This is a genomic window from Streptomyces sp. NPDC048696, assembly GCF_043198895.1.
In the GTDB taxonomy this organism is placed as follows: domain Bacteria; phylum Actinomycetota; class Actinomycetes; order Streptomycetales; family Streptomycetaceae; genus Streptomyces.
The window spans coordinates 391,423-407,344 of the sequence record NZ_JBICVJ010000005.1; the positions used below are offsets into that span (position 1 = coordinate 391,423).

Here is a 15,922-nt window from a genome sequence, read left to right on the forward strand (position 1 = left end):
TCACGGCGTTTCGGCTTCGCAGCGCACAAGGGCCTGGTCCAATGTGACGCTCGGGTCACAGCCGTGCGCTCGCAACCAGTCGAGGAGGTCAGCGACGATCTGGATCGCGGCCTCCTCGGCCACCGCCACACTGAACGACGTGGCATCTCCTCCGGCCGCGTGGTTGTCCAAGTAGCAGTACAACGACAGCAATTCCTCCGCTGTGTCGACTCCAAGATCCCCGATGTGATCGTCCGCCGATTGGAGCCCGGTGGCGAGATCGCACCACGTCACCTTGGAGTCCGCGCGCAGGGCAACGCCCCAGCGTGCGGCCACCGCGTCCACGAGCGCCATGCCTCTGCCGGACTCCTCCCCCTCCGTGGCCGCGAGGAGGGTCGGCAGGGCCCGTACGTCCGGGTCGGCGACTTCGAGGCGCAGGGAGCCGCCGTTCATGGAAACCGCCAGGGTGGTCGGGGTGCCGGGCCCGACATGTGTGATGACGTTCGTGACCAACTCCGACACACACAACTGGGCGGCATCGATCATGTGCGGAAGCCCCCAGATGCCCAGGTGCAACCGCAGCACGTTCCGCAGCCCCTGCACCTCCTCGGGCTCCGCCAGGAACGACAGGTCCCACGGCTTTCTGCGGACCTTGAACTTGCATCCAGCCACGCCGCCACCTCTCTCGGTCCCGCATCGGTGATGGTGCGAGCATGGCAGCGGAGCCATCCCGATATGCAATTTGCACGAAGAGATTCCCACGATCGGGCGATTGGCAGCACACCCCGCTTCCACGGAGACTGAACGTCCGCTACAGCACTTGGAGTTGACGTGGCCGATTCCCCCACCGCTCGACGCCGCCGACTAGCCATCGAGCTCAAGAAGCTGCGTGAGGTCAGCCGACTGACCTGCAACCAAGTGGGCGAGGCGCTGAGCTGGAGTGGGTCCAAGGTCAACCGTTTGGAGACAGGAAGCGGCCGCGTTCAGCCCTCCGACGTCGATGCCCTGTGCCGCTTCTACGGCACCGGCGACGAGCTACGGGAACTCCTCATGGCGCTTGCCAAGGACTCGAAGTTGCGTGGCTGGTGGCAAGCGCACGGCACCGGGGTCCCACGTTGGTTCGCCGGATACGTCGGGTTCGAGCAGGCCGCGTCGAGCCTGCGTCAATACCAGTGCGAGTTCGTTCCTGGCCTTATGCAAACCCCGGAATACATCGCGGAGTTGCATCTGGTCTCGAACCAGTTGTCTGCGGCGGATCTCGAACGGGCAGTGAAGGTCCGCACCGAGCGGCAGAGTCTCCTCACCAAGGCCTCGGCGCCCGATGCCTGGTTCATCGTGCATGAGAGCGTGCTACGTCACGTCATCGGCGATCGCAAGCTGATGCGAGATCAGCTTGAACGAATCATCGCCGTGAGCGAGTTGGGCAATGTGACGTTGCAGGTGCTGCCGTTCACCGCCGGAAGCTATCCAGCAACCGGCGCCTTCACCATCCTCGGGTTTCCCGAGCAAGAAGATCCCGATCTGGTCTACCGAGACGGTCTGACCGATGCCACCTATCTGGAAACGCAGCATGATGTAGGGCAGTACACCAAGGCCTTTGACAACCTCCGGGCTCTCGCATCGAGCCCGTCTAGTTCAACTGCCTTGATCAGGCGCGTAATGGAGGAGCACTCCCGATGAACACCACACAGTCTCCAAGCAACATGCCGTGTGCGAGCACCAACGAGGGATGGTTCAAGAGCAGCTACAGCAACGGATCCGGCGGCGAGTGCGTGGAGGCGGTGTTCCTCGCGGGTGGGGCGGCCGTGCGCGACTCCAAGCGCCCCCACGGCCCCCGTCTCACCTTCGCCGACCCCGCCTGGGCGGACTTCGTCGGGGCGCTGCGGGCGGGGCGGATGTAGCGCATCCGGGAGCGGACCTAGCGGGCCCGATGGGGTGGACCGGATGCGAGTCGGCGGCGGTGGGCTATTAGCCTCGGAGCGGACAGTCCGTAGAGGCAGGCGCAGGAGGCAGAGATGGCTAAGGTTCCGGCAGCGGCTATAGCGGCGGGTGGGCTCGTCGGGGGGTACGGGGTCGCGCGGTGGACCAAGAAGCGGCAGCTCGGTGGGGTCGCGCTCGCCGCCGCCGGGGTTCTCGCCGCGCGCGAGTGGAAGCAGGCCGCCGGGACCAAGGCGGCCGTCGGGCTCACCACCGCCTACGTCGCCGCGTTCGCCGGGTCGCACCCGCTCGCCAAGAAGGTCGGCGCCTGGCCGTCCGTGTTCGCCGTGGCGGGTGGGGTTGCCGTGGCCTCCTGGGCCGTCACCCGGAAAGCCGCCTAGCCGTACTGGCTGTACTGGCCGCCGCACCGACCGAAACCGGGAAGCCGGTAATCCGAGGGAATCTCGGAAATCGCGGAACCAACTGAACGTCGGATGCGACCCCTACGTACGTAGTGATGCAACTCCCCGCAGGGTGGCTGGGCGCGTGACGGTGCAGAGCAGGGACAGGACTGCGAGCACGCGCCCAGCAAGGCCCCGGAGCTGCCGGGGATCGGGGACGCACCAATCCCGGGTGAGCCCGTGGGCGCCGCCCCGTGGGCCGGGCCAGGCCCACTCAACCGGCGCCACATGCCTCGCCCCAGCCGCACCCCCCGCGCCCGAGGCGCGCCCCGCACCCCCCAAACCCCCCCGCCCCCCCTACCCCCCCACCACCCGCGAAACCGTAAAGATCACCAGCCCCGCCAGCGCCCCCACCACCGTCCCGTTGATGCGGATGAACTGGAGGTCGCGGCCGATGTGGGCCTCGATCTTTCGGGAGGTGTCCGTGGCGTCCCAGGAGCGGACCGTGTCCGTGATCAGGGACGTGATCTCCGCGCGGTACGTCGAGACCACGTACGCCGCCGCGTCCTGGAGCCAGCCGTCGACCTTCTGCTGGAGGCGGGTGTCCGTGGACAGGCGGGCGCCCAGGGAGAGCAGGGACGCGCGCGCCCGCAGGCGCAGCTCGCTGCGTTCGTCCTCCGCCGCCGCGATGATCATCGCGCGGACCGACGACCACGCCGACGCGATCACGTCCTGGACCTCGGGGCGCGCCAGGACGTCCGACTTCAGGCGCTCCACCCTCGCGCGCGTGTCCGTGTCCGACTGGAGGTCCGCCGCGAAGTCCGCCAGGAAGCGGTCCAGGGCCCCGCGCGCCGGGTGCGTCGGCATGTCCCGCATCTCCGTGACGAAGCGGAGCAGCTCCTTGTAGACGCGTTCGCCCACTTTTCGGTCCACGAAACGGGGCGTCCAGCCCGGCGCGCCGCCCTGCACCGCGTCCATCACCGAGTCCCCGTGCAGCACCAGCCAGTCGTGGGCGCGCACGCAGACCAGGTCCACCACCCTGCGGTGGCCGCCGTCCGCGACCACCTTCTCCAGGGTCTTGCCGATGCCCGGGGCGACCTCCGCCGCGTCCGCCCGGCGCGTGATCGCCTCGCCCACCACGGCCTGGACGTCCGAGTCCCGCAGCACCGTCAGCGCGCCGCGCAGCGCCGTCGCCAGCTCCGACGTCACCCGGTCCGCGTGCGCCGGCTCCGCCAGCCACGCCCCCAGCCTGCCGCCGATCCCCAGGGCCCCGAGGCGCGTACGGACCACACTCGGGGAAAGGAAGTTCTCACCCACGAACGCGCCCAGCGACACCCCCAGCTGGTCCTTCTTGTTCGGGATGATCGCCGTGTGCGGGATCGGGACGCCCAGCGGGTGGCGGAACAGGGCCGTCACCGCGAACCAGTCCGCCAGCGCGCCCACCATGCCCGCCTCGGCCGCGGCCGCCACATAGCCCGCCCAGGGCCCCGCGCCCGAGCGGTCCGCCCAGGTCGCCAGGGCGAAGATCAGCGCCACCAGGAGCAGCAGGCCGGTGGCCGTCGCCTTCATCCGGCGCACGCCCCGGCGCTTCTCCTCGTCCGCCTCCGTGTACGAGAACGGGGAGCCCGCCGGTGCGCCGCCACGCGCGCCCGTATCGGCCGGTCCCGGCTCGGCCGACGCCGACGCCGACGCCGATGCCGATTCAGTACGTTCCATCGCTACGTTCCACCGCTCCGCCCGTCCGCGCCGCGCGCACCACCCCGTACGCAATTGTCCCTACCTCAGGGACTCCCGGGACGCACCTGGAGTTCCCGGAGCTCCCACGGCACGTACGCGGCCACGTGCGCGGACACGTGCGCGCAACCGCTGCCGTTAGCCCAGTTCCTTGCGCGGCCCGCCGTCCTCCACCTGGCCCGAACCCGTCCCGCCCGACTCCCTGAGCTGGCGCTTCGCCGCCTTGCGGAGTTTGCGCTCCACCCCGATCCCGCCCATCAGCGCGAATCCGGTGATCGTCACGGTCGGTGAACCCGGCGTGCCCTCCCCCGTCGCCCGGTCGCCGAAACCGCCCATAAGGCCGAAACCGCGGACCCTGACCGTGAGCTCCGGCGGGACCGTCACCCCCATGCCGCCCATGATCGTGAACAGGCGGATCACCGTCTCGCGGGACTCGAAGCGGGCCTCGCGCAGGTCGATCTCGCCGCCGCCCCACATCGCGAACGCGGTGAACTTCGAGGCGATCGTCCACGTACCCCGGCGGCCGAATCCGCCCCAGAACGCGAACGCGCCCCGCGAGGTGGCCGTGCCGCCGATCCTCGACGGCCAGTCGACCTCGGCGGAACCCGCTCCGGAGGACTTGTGCAAGGCCACGGGGGACACCGCCGCCCCGCCGCCCGGCGCCGGCAGGTCCCGTACCAGCGGGGCCAACTCCCCGTGCGTACGCGCCTTGTAGGCCGCCTCCAGGCGCTCCTCGAACTCCTCCATGTCCAGCCGGCCCTCGGCCACCGCCTCCCGCAGCGCCTCGGCCACCCGCTCGCGCTCCGCGTCGGACGCACGCATCTCGGGAAGCCCGGCCCCCGAAGGTTCATTCGTCATATCACCAGCCTAATAAAGGACCTGCCTCATACCTGCCTAGTAGCGGTCCCGATCCGCGTACATCCGGGCGATCACCGACTCGATGTCCGGCTCCCGCACCGACAGGTCCACCAGCGGGTACTCGGCCGCGATCCGCGCCACCAGCGGCGCCGCCGACGCCGCCGCCGGGAACGCCAGCCACTGCCGGGGGCCCTCGACCTTCACCACGCGCGCGTCGGGGACCACGATGGGCGGCAGTTCGCGTTCCAGGTCGACCACCAGCGTCCGCTCGCTCTCCCCCACCTCGTGCAGCCCCGCCAGCGCGCCCTCGTACACCAGACGGCCGTGGTCGATGACCATCACGCGCTTGCAGAGCTGCTCGATGTCGGTGAGGTCATGGGTGGTCAGCAGGACCGTCGTGCCGCGCTCGGCGTTCAGATCGCTCAGGAACTCCCGTACTTTCGCCTTGCTCACCACGTCCAGGCCGATCGTCGGCTCGTCCAGGTAGAGCACGTCCGGGTCGTGCAGCAGCGCGGCCGCGATGTCGCCGCGCATGCGCTGGCCGAGCGAGAGCTGGCGCACCGGCACGTCCAACAGGGCGGACAGGTCGAGGAGTTCGACGCAGCGGTCCAGGTTCTCGCGGAAGCGGGCGTCGGGGATGCGGTACATGCGGTGGGCCAGGCGGTACGAGTCGTACAGCGGCAGGTCCCACCACAGCGTGGTGCGCTGGCCGAAGACCACGCCGATCCGGCGGGCCAGGTGCGTCCGCTCCCGGGACGGGTCCAGGCCCGCCACCCGCACCCGGCCCGCGCTCGGGGTAAGGATGCCGGTGAGCATCTTGATGGTGGTGGACTTGCCCGCGCCGTTCGGGCCGATATAGCCGACCATCTCGCCGCGCGCGACCCGGAAACTGATCCCGTCGACCGCCCTGACCTGCTTCTTCTCCCGCTTCAGCCGCCCGCTCTTGCGACGGACCTCGAAGACCTTCTCGACACCGTCGAGCTCGATGAGATCTGTGCCTACGTCATCTGATGCCATGTCAGCTTCCTGTACTCCGGTACGACCTGAGCCCCGCCCGCCACGCCGCCCCCGCCAGCGCGCAGCACCCCACCGCCACGACCGGCGGTCCGAACGCCAGCCATGTCGGCAGGTCGAGCGGATACGGCCGGTCCAGTACGTACATCGCGGGCAGCCAGTTGACGAAGGCCAGCGGGACCACGAACGTCACGCCGCGCACCATGTCCTTCGCGAACACCGTCGGCGGGTACTGGAGCATCGTGACGCCGCCGTACGTGAAGGAGTTCTGCACCTCGGAGGCGTCCTGCGCGACGAACTGGAACGCCGCGCCCGCCACGAACAGCGCCGCGAAGATGGCCCCGCCGCTCAGCAGCATCAGCGGGATCATCAGCACCCGCAGCGGCGTCCAGTGGATGTCGAGGGTGAGCAGCGCGTAGCCGAGCACCAGGAGCCCCTGGGTGATGCGGCCGAGGCGGCGCAGCGCGAAGCGGTCGGCGGCGACCTGGGCGAGCACCGGCACCGGGCGGACGAGAAGCGTGTCCAGCGTGCCGTCGCGCACCCGGCGGCCGAGCCGGTCCATGGACCCCATCGTCAGGTCCGCCAGGCCGAACGCGGCGCCCGACGCCCCGTACAGGAGCGCCACTTCGGGCAGCGAGTAGCCGCCGAGCGCGTCCACGTGCGAGAACATCAGCAGGATGGCCACGAAGTCGAGGCCGGTCGCGACGAAGTTCGCGAGGGCGGTCATGGCGAAGGATGCCCGGTAGGCCAGCGTGGAGCGGATCCACATCCCGGCGATCAGGCGGTACGCGCGGATGCCGTCGGCGGCGGCGCGCAGACGAGGGCCTTGTGTGCGCCCCGGGCGTACGTCCCCGAGGGGCACCGCACCCCGGCTCTCCTCGCTGATCGTGCGCTCAGCCACCCTGCACCACCACCCTCCTGGTCGCGGTCGCCTGGAGCAGGCGTCCGGCGCCGAGCAGCACCGCCGCCCAGCCCAGCTGGAGTCCGTACGCCGCCACCAGGCCCCAGCCGGTGTGGCGGCCCAGCAGGATGTCGGCCGGGATCTGGAGCAGCGCGGACCACGGCAACGCGCGCGCCACCTCGCCGAGCGTGCCCGGGAAGACGTTGAGCGGCAGCACCAGGCCGGAGAAGAACATCCCGCCGAGCCAGGAGATCTGCGCCACGCCCGCCCCGTCGAGCAGCCAGAACGCGGACAGCGCCACCAGGAAGCGGATCGCGAAGCTGACCACCACGCCCAGGAAGACCGCGCACAGGAACGCGAGCCAGCGCAGAGGGTCGGCCGGGAGCGCGAGGTCGAAGGCGAGCGCCCCGAACGCCATCGGCACCGCGCCCCGTCCCAGGAGGTGGAACGCCGCCCGGCCCACGTCCCCGGCCAGCCACCACAGTTGGAGGTCGGCGGGGCGGTACAGGTCGATCGCGATGTCACCCGTACGGATGCGTTCGATGAGCTCGTCCTCGAAGCCGCCGCCCATCATGGCGACCGTCATGATCAGGGCCTGGCCGAGCCACACATAGGTCAGGGCCTGGGACTGGTCGTAGCCCCCGAGATGCGGGCGGACCTTCCACAGGGCCATATAGGTGTAGGCCACGATGACGCCGAAGACCGTATTGGTGAACACCCCGGCCGCCGTCGCTATGCGGTAGGTCGTGTAGCGCCGGAAGCCACCCGCCGCGACGACCGCGTAGAGCCGCACGTGCCGCCTCCTCACCGAGTCCGTGGTGCCAAAGTGCCCGACCTTAGTTCCCGCGGGGCGTCCACCGCGACGGCTTTTCCCCGGCCGGACGTGCAATATGGGCGTACGACGCGATTCCGACACCGCAGTGGCGAGAGGGACATGAGCGACGACGAGCGGACGGTCCGGCCGAGACATCCCGGCTGGGCCCCTCGGGACCTCACGGCCGGCGGGCCGGACGCGGCGCCCGGCGCCGCGCGGACCGGCCCGGCGGGCCCGGCGAACGGCGGGAAGAACGGGAAGAACGGGAAGAAGCGGACCGGCTGGCGGCGGTTCGTGCCCGGCTGGCGCTGGGTGCTCGGGACCGTCCTGGTCATCGCCCTGCTGCTGATCGGCGGCTTCATGGCCGGGTACACGCTCGTCCACATCCCGCCCGCCAACGCCACCGCGACCGCCCAGTCCAACGTCTTCCTGTACGCGGACGGCAGCCAGCTCGCCCGCGACGGCGAGATCAACCGCGAGAACGTCAAGCTCGCGCAGATCCCGCTCACCGTGCAGCACACCGTGCTCGCCGCCGAGGACCGCGGCTTCTACTCCGAACGGGCCGTCGACCCCAAGGCCATGGTCCGCGCGGCCTGGAACACCTTCACCGGCAAGGGCAAGCAGTCCGGCTCGACCATCACCCAGCAGTACGTGAAGAACTACTACCTGGGGCAGGAGCAGACGATCAGCCGGAAGTGGAAGGAGTTCTTCATCGCCATCAAGCTCAACCGCGAGGTGAGCAAGGCGGACATCCTGGAGGGCTACCTCAACACCAGCTACTTCGGCCGCAACGCCTACGGCATCCAGGCCGCCGCCCAGGCGTACTACGGCAAGGACATCGAGAAGGTCACCACCGCCGAGGGCGCCTACCTCGCCTCGCTGCTCAACGCCCCCAGCGCGTTCGACGTGGTGGCCCACCCCGAGAACAAGGCGAAGGCCCTCGCGCGCTGGAACTACGTGCTCGACGGCATGGTCAAGGAGAACTGGCTGAGCCCGGCCGAACGGGCCGCCGCGACCTTCCCGGCGCCGGGCAAGGCGCGGCCCGCGGCCGGGATGGCCGGCCAGCGCGGCTATGTGGTCGAGGCCGTCAAGGACTACCTCACCACCAACAAGATCATCGACGAGAACACCCTGGCCAAGGGCGGCTACCGGATCACCACCACGCTCCAGCGCGCGAAGGAGGACGCGTTCGTCGCCGCCGTCGACGACAAGGTGATGTCCCAGGTCAGCGCGGACCGCAAGGTGGACCGCAACGTCCGGGTCGGCGGCGCCTCCATCGACCCGGCGAGCGGCAAGGTGCTCGCGATGTACGGGGGCATCGACTACACGAAGCAGTACGTCAACAACGCGACCCGGCGCGACTACCAGGTCGGTTCGACCTTCAAGCCGTTCGTCTTCGCCTCGGCCGTCGAGAACGGCTCCAAGACGCAGGACGGGCGGACCATCACGCCCAACACCATCTACGACGGCACCAACAAGCGCCCGGTGCAGGGCTGGTCGGGACCCACGTTCAATCCCGCCAACGAGGACGACGCCACGTACGGGCCGATCACCGTGCGGACCGCCACCGACAAGTCGGTGAACGCGGTGTACGCGCAGATGGCCGTGGACGTCGGCCCCAAGACGGTCCGGCAGACCGCGGTCTCCCTCGGCATCCCGTCGAGCACGCCCGACATGCCCAACGGCCCGGCGATCGCGCTCGGCACCGCCACCGCGTCCGTCCTGGACATGACCGAGGCGTACGCGACGCTCGCCAACCACGGCAAGCACGGCACGTACACGCTGGTCGAGTCCGTCACCAAGGACGGCGAGAAGGTGGACCTGCCCGCCACGGACGGCAAGCAGGCCGTCAGCCGCGAGGCCGCCGACACCACCACCTCGATCCTGGAGAGCGTCATCGAGGGCGGCACCGGCACGGCCGCGCAGGCCGCGAACCGTACGGCCGCGGGCAAGACCGGCACGGCGGAGGGCGACAAGGCGGCCTGGTTCGCCGCGTACACGCCCGATCTGGCCACTGTGGTCGCGGTGATGGGCCAGGACCCCGACACGGCCGTCCAGAAGCCGCTGTACGGGGCGCTGGGCCTGGACCGCATGAACGGCGGCGGGCCGCCCGCGCAGGTGTGGGCGCAGTACACGGCCGCGGCCCTCAAGGGCACCGAGCCGCAGGACTTCGACCTCCAGCTCCAGGACGGCGCGGCCGTGCCGCCGCCGGTCGAGACGCAGGCGCCGAACCCGAACCAGAACACGCAGGGGCAGATCCAGGGACAGGACCAGGGCCAGACGCAGGGCCAGGACCAGGGGCAGAGCCAAGGTCAGAACCAGGGTCAGGCCCAAGGCCAGACGCAGGGCCAGAGCCAGGGTCAGACGCAAGGCCAGACACAGGGTCAGACCCAGGGCCCCACGCAAGGGCAGACACAGGGCGGGACCACCAACGGCGGCACGACGGGCGGGGGCACGAACGGAGGCACCACCAACGGCGGCACCACCGACGGCGGCACCACGACCACCGGCCCGACCACCGGCGGCACCACGGACGGCGGCACCACCACGGGCGGCACGACAGCGGGCACGGGCGGCACCGGCGGGGCGGCCCAGGGCACGACGGCGGGCACCACGGCGGGCGGCGCGGACCGCCCACGCCGCCAGCCGCGTACCCGCACGGGGTAGCCGTCCGGTCGCCCAGGGCCTGTCGCCTAGTGGCCCGAGGTCGCCTTGAGCCCCACCACGGCCACGAGCAGCAGACAGACGAAGAAGATCCGCGCGGCGGTGGCGGGCTCGCCGAGCACCACCATGCCGAGCACCGCGGCGCCGGCCGCGCCGATGCCGACCCAGACGCCGTAGGCCGTGCCGATGGGCAGGGTCTTGGCGGCCTGCGAGAGCAGCAGCATCGAGGCGACGATCCCGGCGCCGGTCAGGAGGCTCGGCCCGAGCCGGGTGAATCCGTCGGTGTACTTCATCCCGATCGACCAGCCGACTTCGAGCAGACCGGCGACGAGCAGCAGAACCCAGGCCATGACGGGCACCTCCGAGAGACGTTCACGCGCGTACGGGCGTGCGCGCGGGGTGCGTCGTCTTGTCCTGACCCGGTACGACGCGTCTCGTCGGGGTGCTACTAGGTGTGCTCAACGATAGCAAAGGGAAGCTAAAAGGGCTGGTGACGCGGGTCACCAGCCCTTCAGAACCCGGCCTGGAGGTCCTAGAGATAAAGCCCGGTCGAGTCCTCGGAAACCCGCTCCGAGGCGACGGCGTGCAGATCGCGCTCGCGCATCAGTACGTAGGCGATGCCGCGCACCTCGACCTCGGCGCGGTCCTCCGGGTCGTACAGCACCCGGTCGCCGGGCTCCACGGTCCGGACGTTCTGGCCGACCGCGACCACTTCGGCCCAGGCCAGCCGCTTGCCGACGGCGGCGGTGGCGGGGATCAGGATGCCGCCGCCGGAACGCCGTTCGCCCTCGGGAGTGTCGGACCGGACCAGCACGCGGTCGTGGAGCATCCGGATGGGCAGCTTGTCGTGGGTGTTCTCGCTCACGGACTCGAACCTACCTGCCCGTGCACGCGGCGTATGCCGAAGGGCGAACGCAGAGGAGACCGGGACGGGGCGCGCGGAGTCAGCCGCGCTTGTTCTTGCCGGCCTTCGCCGCCCTGGCCGACGACTTCGACGACGACATGGCGAGCAGCCCGACGAGACCGACGGCGAGCAGCGCGACCGGAACGACGCGTTCCATACGGGGTGCGCCGTCCTCGCCCACGAACTGGGCCTTCACGTCCGAGACGGTCTTGTTCACGGCGACGAAGGCCCGGCCCGCGGTCCGGTCCACGGCCGAGGCGACCTTGGCCTTCGCGTCCCCGACGATCGTCGCCGGGTGCAGCCGCACACCGATCTCGTCGAGGGTCACCGCGAGCTGATCCCGCCGGCTCCTGATGTCCGCCTCGATCTGCGCAGGGGTCCTGGCTTCCGACACTGCGCCGCCTCCGTCGCTGTCATGGGTATCCGTCATCGACAGTCTGTCAGCTCTCCCGCCGATGCACTGTCACAGGCCCCCATTAGGCTCTGTCCGAGTACGCCCCACCCTCGGCCCTTCCGGAGGAAGACCCCCATGAGCGAGCGACTCCAGCCCGGCGACACCGCCCCCGCCTTCACCCTGCCCGACGCGGACGGCAACGAGGTCTCGCTGGCGGCGCACAAGGGCCGCAAGGTCATCGTGTACTTCTACCCGGCCGCCCTCACCCCCGGCTGCACCAAGCAGGCGTGCGACTTCACGGACAACCTGGAATTCCTGACCGGCCACGGCTACGACGTGATCGGCGTCTCCCCCGACAAGCCGGAGAAGCTGGCGAAGTTCCGCGAGAAGGAGTCCCTGAAGGTCACCCTCGTCGGCGACCCCTCGAAGGAGGTCCTGGAGGCGTACGGCGCGTACGGCGAGAAGAAGCTGTACGGCAAGACCGTGACCGGCGTGATCCGCTCCACGGTGATCGTGGACGAGGAGGGCAAGGTCGAACGCGCGCTGTACAACGTGAAGGCGACGGGCCATGTAGCCAAGATCATCAAGGATCTGGGGCTCTGACCCTCCCGGGGCCCTCGCCCCTCACCGACAGCCCACGGAACGGCCCGTACCGCGCACTGCCCGGTACGGGCCGTTCCGCATCCCGGGTGTGACTGTCCGGAATTCGGTTCGTTACTCCGTACGAGGCCGCGAACATGCGGCCAGGTGGGAGGGAACCATGGGGACGAGCCCGTACACCCGGGAGCGCCTCGCGGACGCGGCCGCGTCATCGCGGACCTTGTCGGAGGCGTTGGGGAAGCTGGGGGTCGATCCGAAGAGCTCGAAGCGGCGGTACATATGCGACCGGATGAAGAAGCTGGGCGTGCCCACCGGCCACTTCGAGCGTGAGGGAGCCCGCTGGACGAGAGAGGTACTGACCCCTGTGGTCGCGGCCTCGACGAACATGTCCGAGGTGCTGCGCCATCTCGGGCTTGAGGTCGTCGGCGGGCACCACACGCACATCAGCCGACGGATCAAGGCCCTCGGCATCGACACCGCGCACTTTCGGGCACCGTCCCGGCGCGGGGAACCCCGGCGCCCCCGGACGCCGGAGACTCTGCTCGTCCGACAGCCGCCCGCCCACGCCCGGCGCATCCAGGGCGACCGGCTCAGATGGGCGATGGCGGTCCTGGGAGTACCGGAGAGGTGTGCCCTCTGCGGTACGGAACCGATCTGGCGAGGGCGCCCGCTCCCTCTGGAGGTCGATCACATCGACGGCGACTGGCGCGACAACCGCATCGAGAATCTCCGACTGCTCTGCCCCAACTGCCACTCGACGACGGACGGCTACCGGGGGCGCGGCAAGCGCCATGCCAGGGGTGCCCCCTCATGAGCGGCGCAGTTCAGTACACCCGCGAGCGGCTGACGCAGGCGGCCGAGCAGTGCTCGGGCATCGACGAAGTCATCGCCTTCTTCGGTACTCAGTCGTACCCCAGTCTGCGGCGCCACCTGCACCAGCGCTTCGAGCACTTCGGTATCGACATCTCACACTTCACACAGACAGGCCGCAGGCGCGGGAATCTGCCGAGTGAGGACGAGTTGCGCCGCGCCGTCGGTCGATCCACCTCGGTCGCCGAAGCGCTTCGGTGGCTGAATCGCCCGGACAACACCCGGCTGCGTGCGCTGTTCCCTCAGCTGACCGCCATGTACGCCATCGATACCTCGCACTTCCTGGGCCAAGGCCACCAGCGCGGGAAGCCCGGGCCCACACCCTTGAAACGGGCCGAGGAAGTCCTGGTCAAACACAACGGTGACCGGCGGACAAAGACCACACTGCTGCGTCGAGCGCTCCGCGAAATCGGCGTACCCGAGCAGTGTGCCGAGTGCGGGGTCGGCTCCGAGTGGCTGGGGAAACCCATGACGCTGGAAGTCGACCACATCAACGGGGACTGGAACGACGACCGGCGCGAGAACCTGCGGTTGCTGTGCCCCAACTGCCACGCGGTCACGAGCACCTGGTGCCGAGGCGGACGACGACGATCGCCGTAGTGGGCCTCTCCCCACCAGGAGTCGACTTCGCCCAGTAGAGTGGGTCACGGTACGCGCCTGTACGCCAAGGGCTGAGCGGCGATCTTTAGGTGGTCGTGTCTGTCGGTTCGAATCCGACCGGGCGCACCGGACGAGCACGGCGTGATTCCCCCGTCGACAACGCGGGGGAATCACGCCGTCCTCACCTCAGCCCAACAGCTCCCGCACCACCGGCACCAGCGCCCGGAACGCCTTGCCGCGGTGGCTGATCGCGTTCTTTTCCGCTGCCGTCAGCTCCGCGCACGTGCGGGTCTCGCCGTCCGGCTGGAGGATCGGGTCGTAGCCGAAGCCGCCCGTGCCGGCGGGCTCGTGGCGCAGGGTGCCGAGGAGGCGGCCTTCGACCACGCGCTCCGTGCCGTCAGGGAGGGCCAGGGCGGCCGCGCAGGCGAAGTGGGCGGCGCGGTGTTCGTCGGCGATGTCGCCGAGCTGGGCCAGGAGCAGGTCCAGGTTGGCCTTGTCGTCGCCGTGGGTGCCGGCCCAGCGGGCGGAGAAGATGCCGGGCGCGCCGTTCAGTACGTCCACGCACAGGCCCGAGTCGTCGGCGACGGCGGGCAGGCCGGTCGCCCGGGCCAGGGCGTGGGCCTTCAGGAGGGCGTTCTCGGCGAAGGTGACGCCGGTTTCCTTGACGTCGGGGATCTCCGGATAGGCGTCGGCGCCGACGAGTTCATGGGGCAGCCCGGCGTCGGCGAGGATCGCGCGGAGCTCGGTGATTTTGCCGGTGTTACGGGTGGCGAGGATCAGGCGGGTCATGTCCTCCAGTATCGGGGGCGGGGAGTTCGCCCCGGCCCCCGACCGGCGATCACGGGGTGCAGACCTTGCCCACTTCCTTCGCCGCGTCCCGCACCGGGCCGATGTCCGGTGTGTTGTCGCCGTTCTTGATCGCTGAACGGACGTTCGCGACCGCCTTGTTGAGGTTGTCGACCGCCTTGGAGAGGTCGGCGTCGCCCGTCTTGCCCTTCAGCGACGACAGTTCCTTGTCGATGTCGTCGAGCGCCTTGTCCGCCTGGGCCGGGTTGTCGGTCGCGTTCGCCACGGCGCGGCCGAGGTTGTCGACGCTGGAGGCGATCGCGTCGGCCGTCCGGACGCAGTCGATCGCCTTGTCCACCGCGCCACACCCCACCACGGAGAGGGTGAGGGCCGCGGTGGCGGTGGCCAGGGCGATGCTGCTGCGGCGGCGCATGGGCGTCCTCCCCGAGGTGCGGACGGGCGCACGGTTCGGCCCGTACGCCCGTATGGGTGGGGACGCGCGCAGGCGTCCCCGGGTTGCCCCCCGTTACTCGCCGAGCGTGCGGCCCAGCGCCTCGACCTGGAGCGCGGCCAGGTCGGCGCAGCCGCCGGTCGCGAGGTCGAGCAGCGCGTTGAGCTCCTTGCGGTCGAACGGCTCGGCCTCGGCCGTGCCCTGGACCTCGACGAAGCGGCCGTCGCCGGTGCAGACGACGTTCATGTCGGTCTCGGCGCGCACGTCCTCCTCGTAGCAGAGGTCGAGGAGCGGGGCGCCGTCGACGATGCCCACGGAGACCGCGCTCACCGTGCCGGTCAGCGGCTGGCGGTTCGCCTTGACCAGCTTCTTGGCCTGGGCCCAGGTCACCGCGTCGGCGAGCGCCACGTACGCGCCGGTGATCGCGGCGGTGCGGGTGCCGCCGTCGGCCTGGAGGACGTCGCAGTCCAGGACGATGGTGTTCTCGCCGAGGGCCTTGTAGTCGATGACGGCGCGCAGCGAGCGGCCGATGAGGCGGGAGATCTCGTGCGTACGGCCGCCGATCTTGCCGCGTACGGACTCGCGGTCGCCGCGGGTGTTGGTGGAGCGCGGCAGCATCGAGTACTCGGCGGTGACCCAGCCCTCGCCGCTGCCCTTGCGCCAGCGGGGGACGCCCTCCGTGACGGAGGCGGTGCAGAAGACCTTCGTGTCGCCGAAGGAGATGAGGACGGAGCCCTCGGCGTGCTTGCTCCATCCGCGTTCGATGGTTACGGGGCGGAGCTGTTCGGGAGTGCGGCCGTCGATACGAGACATGCCCCGAGCGTAGCTCGTGGGCGTCTCGCTCCTGGGGGCGTGCCCCCCGGCCCCCCTCCGGGGCTTCGCCCCATGCCCCGTTCCCGGGGGCTTCGCCCCGGGCCTCTTTTGTCTGCGGACCGTGCCGGGCTGGTCGCGCAGTTCCCCGCGCCCCTAGATGCGCCCCTGCGGGGAACTGCGCGAGCAGCCACCTGCGGTCCGCAGACGAAAAGGGCCCCTCCC

General features: G+C 70.2%; 19 protein-coding genes, 1 tRNA gene and 1 riboswitch. Of the genes, 8 read left to right on the top strand and 12 right to left on the bottom strand.

What is annotated here, in order from left to right:
- Positions 1-651, bottom strand: a complete 651-nt coding sequence (locus tag ACGFRG_RS13245) for an ATP-binding protein (RefSeq protein ID WP_393263614.1) — start codon at positions 649-651, stop codon at positions 1-3.
- Between the two features lie 159 nt (positions 652-810).
- Here ACGFRG_RS13245 and ACGFRG_RS13250 point away from each other — a divergent pair, with 159 nt between their 5' ends.
- From ACGFRG_RS13250 to ACGFRG_RS13260, 3 genes are all read left to right on the top strand, one after another.
- Complete coding sequence (locus ACGFRG_RS13250; RefSeq protein WP_393263616.1) at positions 811-1,659, top strand: helix-turn-helix domain-containing protein; 849 nt, start codon at positions 811-813, stop codon at positions 1,657-1,659.
- A complete protein-coding gene (locus ACGFRG_RS13255) occupies positions 1,656-1,880 on the top strand; it encodes a DUF397 domain-containing protein (protein ID WP_393263618.1) in 225 nt (74 codons plus the stop codon). The genes ACGFRG_RS13250 and ACGFRG_RS13255 overlap by 4 nt, the downstream gene beginning before the upstream one ends.
- A 114-nt stretch (positions 1,881-1,994) precedes the next feature.
- Positions 1,995-2,297, top strand: coding sequence for a hypothetical protein (locus tag ACGFRG_RS13260; protein ID WP_393263620.1), 303 nt, complete (start codon positions 1,995-1,997; stop codon positions 2,295-2,297).
- 357 nt (positions 2,298-2,654) lie between these two features.
- Here the strand turns inward: ACGFRG_RS13260 and ACGFRG_RS13265 are convergent, their stop codons facing one another.
- The 5 genes from ACGFRG_RS13265 to ACGFRG_RS13285 all read right to left on the bottom strand — a co-directional run bounded on the left by ACGFRG_RS13265 (position 2,655) and on the right by ACGFRG_RS13285 (position 7,597).
- Complete coding sequence (locus tag ACGFRG_RS13265) at positions 2,655-4,013, bottom strand: DUF445 domain-containing protein (RefSeq protein ID WP_393263622.1); 1,359 nt, start codon at positions 4,011-4,013, stop codon at positions 2,655-2,657.
- 156 nt (positions 4,014-4,169) lie between these two features.
- Complete coding sequence (locus tag ACGFRG_RS13270; RefSeq protein WP_393263769.1) at positions 4,170-4,853, bottom strand: DUF1707 domain-containing protein; 684 nt, start codon at positions 4,851-4,853, stop codon at positions 4,170-4,172.
- Between the two features lie 72 nt (positions 4,854-4,925).
- On the bottom strand, positions 4,926-5,906 hold the full coding sequence (locus ACGFRG_RS13275; RefSeq protein WP_393263624.1) for an ATP-binding cassette domain-containing protein: 981 nt from the start codon (positions 5,904-5,906) through the stop codon (positions 4,926-4,928).
- Between the two features lies 1 nt (position 5,907).
- The gene (locus tag ACGFRG_RS13280; protein WP_393263770.1) at positions 5,908-6,765 is read right to left on the bottom strand and encodes an ABC transporter permease; all 858 of its coding nucleotides are present in this window, start codon (positions 6,763-6,765) and stop codon (positions 5,908-5,910) included.
- Between the two features lie 31 nt (positions 6,766-6,796).
- Complete coding sequence (locus tag ACGFRG_RS13285; RefSeq protein ID WP_361427782.1) at positions 6,797-7,597, bottom strand: ABC-2 family transporter protein; 801 nt, start codon at positions 7,595-7,597, stop codon at positions 6,797-6,799.
- A 141-nt stretch (positions 7,598-7,738) separates the two neighbouring features.
- Between ACGFRG_RS13285 and ACGFRG_RS13290 the strand changes: the two genes are divergently transcribed.
- Positions 7,739-10,285 (top strand): transglycosylase domain-containing protein, encoded by a 2,547-nt coding sequence (locus ACGFRG_RS13290; protein WP_393263626.1) that lies wholly within the window; start codon positions 7,739-7,741, stop codon positions 10,283-10,285.
- 26 nt (positions 10,286-10,311) lie between these two features.
- Here ACGFRG_RS13290 and ACGFRG_RS13295 read toward each other — a convergent pair whose 3' ends face one another.
- The 3 genes from ACGFRG_RS13295 to ACGFRG_RS13305 all read right to left on the bottom strand — a co-directional run bounded on the left by ACGFRG_RS13295 (position 10,312) and on the right by ACGFRG_RS13305 (position 11,580).
- Positions 10,312-10,632: a multidrug efflux SMR transporter gene (locus tag ACGFRG_RS13295; protein WP_067159467.1), complete on the bottom strand. Its 321-nt coding sequence runs from the start codon at positions 10,630-10,632 to the stop codon at positions 10,312-10,314.
- A gap of 48 nt (positions 10,633-10,680) precedes the next feature.
- Positions 10,681-10,745, bottom strand: a riboswitch (guanidine-III (ykkC-III) riboswitch).
- A gap of 69 nt (positions 10,746-10,814) precedes the next feature.
- Positions 10,815-11,147: a co-chaperone GroES gene (locus tag ACGFRG_RS13300; RefSeq protein WP_067159470.1), complete on the bottom strand. Its 333-nt coding sequence runs from the start codon at positions 11,145-11,147 to the stop codon at positions 10,815-10,817.
- Positions 11,148-11,226: 79 nt separating this feature from the next.
- Positions 11,227-11,580 (bottom strand): DUF3618 domain-containing protein, encoded by a 354-nt coding sequence (locus tag ACGFRG_RS13305; RefSeq protein ID WP_393263629.1) that lies wholly within the window; start codon positions 11,578-11,580, stop codon positions 11,227-11,229.
- A 135-nt stretch (positions 11,581-11,715) separates the two neighbouring features.
- On the opposite strand from ACGFRG_RS13305, the gene bcp reads away from it, so the two are divergent.
- From bcp to ACGFRG_RS13325, 4 genes are all read left to right on the top strand, one after another.
- Entirely contained in the window at positions 11,716-12,183 is a 468-nt protein-coding gene (bcp, locus tag ACGFRG_RS13310) for a thioredoxin-dependent thiol peroxidase (protein ID WP_361427770.1), read from the top strand.
- Positions 12,184-12,340: 157 nt separating this feature from the next.
- A complete protein-coding gene (locus ACGFRG_RS13315; protein ID WP_361427767.1) occupies positions 12,341-12,994 on the top strand; it encodes an HNH endonuclease signature motif containing protein in 654 nt (217 codons plus the stop codon).
- On the top strand, positions 12,991-13,650 hold the full coding sequence (locus ACGFRG_RS13320) for an HNH endonuclease signature motif containing protein (protein ID WP_361427764.1): 660 nt from the start codon (positions 12,991-12,993) through the stop codon (positions 13,648-13,650). The genes ACGFRG_RS13315 and ACGFRG_RS13320 overlap by 4 nt, the downstream gene beginning before the upstream one ends.
- 53 nt (positions 13,651-13,703) lie before the next feature.
- Positions 13,704-13,776, top strand: a tRNA-Leu gene (locus tag ACGFRG_RS13325).
- A 60-nt stretch (positions 13,777-13,836) separates the two neighbouring features.
- On the opposite strand, the gene rdgB is transcribed toward ACGFRG_RS13325, so the two are convergent.
- The 3 genes from rdgB to rph all read right to left on the bottom strand — a co-directional run bounded on the left by rdgB (position 13,837) and on the right by rph (position 15,700).
- Positions 13,837-14,439, bottom strand: coding sequence for an RdgB/HAM1 family non-canonical purine NTP pyrophosphatase (rdgB, locus tag ACGFRG_RS13330; protein WP_393263632.1), 603 nt, complete (start codon positions 14,437-14,439; stop codon positions 13,837-13,839).
- 49 nt (positions 14,440-14,488) lie between these two features.
- A complete protein-coding gene (locus tag ACGFRG_RS13335) occupies positions 14,489-14,869 on the bottom strand; it encodes a hypothetical protein (protein WP_361427758.1) in 381 nt (126 codons plus the stop codon).
- A 93-nt stretch (positions 14,870-14,962) separates the two neighbouring features.
- Complete coding sequence (gene rph, locus ACGFRG_RS13340; RefSeq protein WP_361427755.1) at positions 14,963-15,700, bottom strand: ribonuclease PH; 738 nt, start codon at positions 15,698-15,700, stop codon at positions 14,963-14,965.
- Positions 15,701-15,922 lie beyond the last annotated feature (222 nt).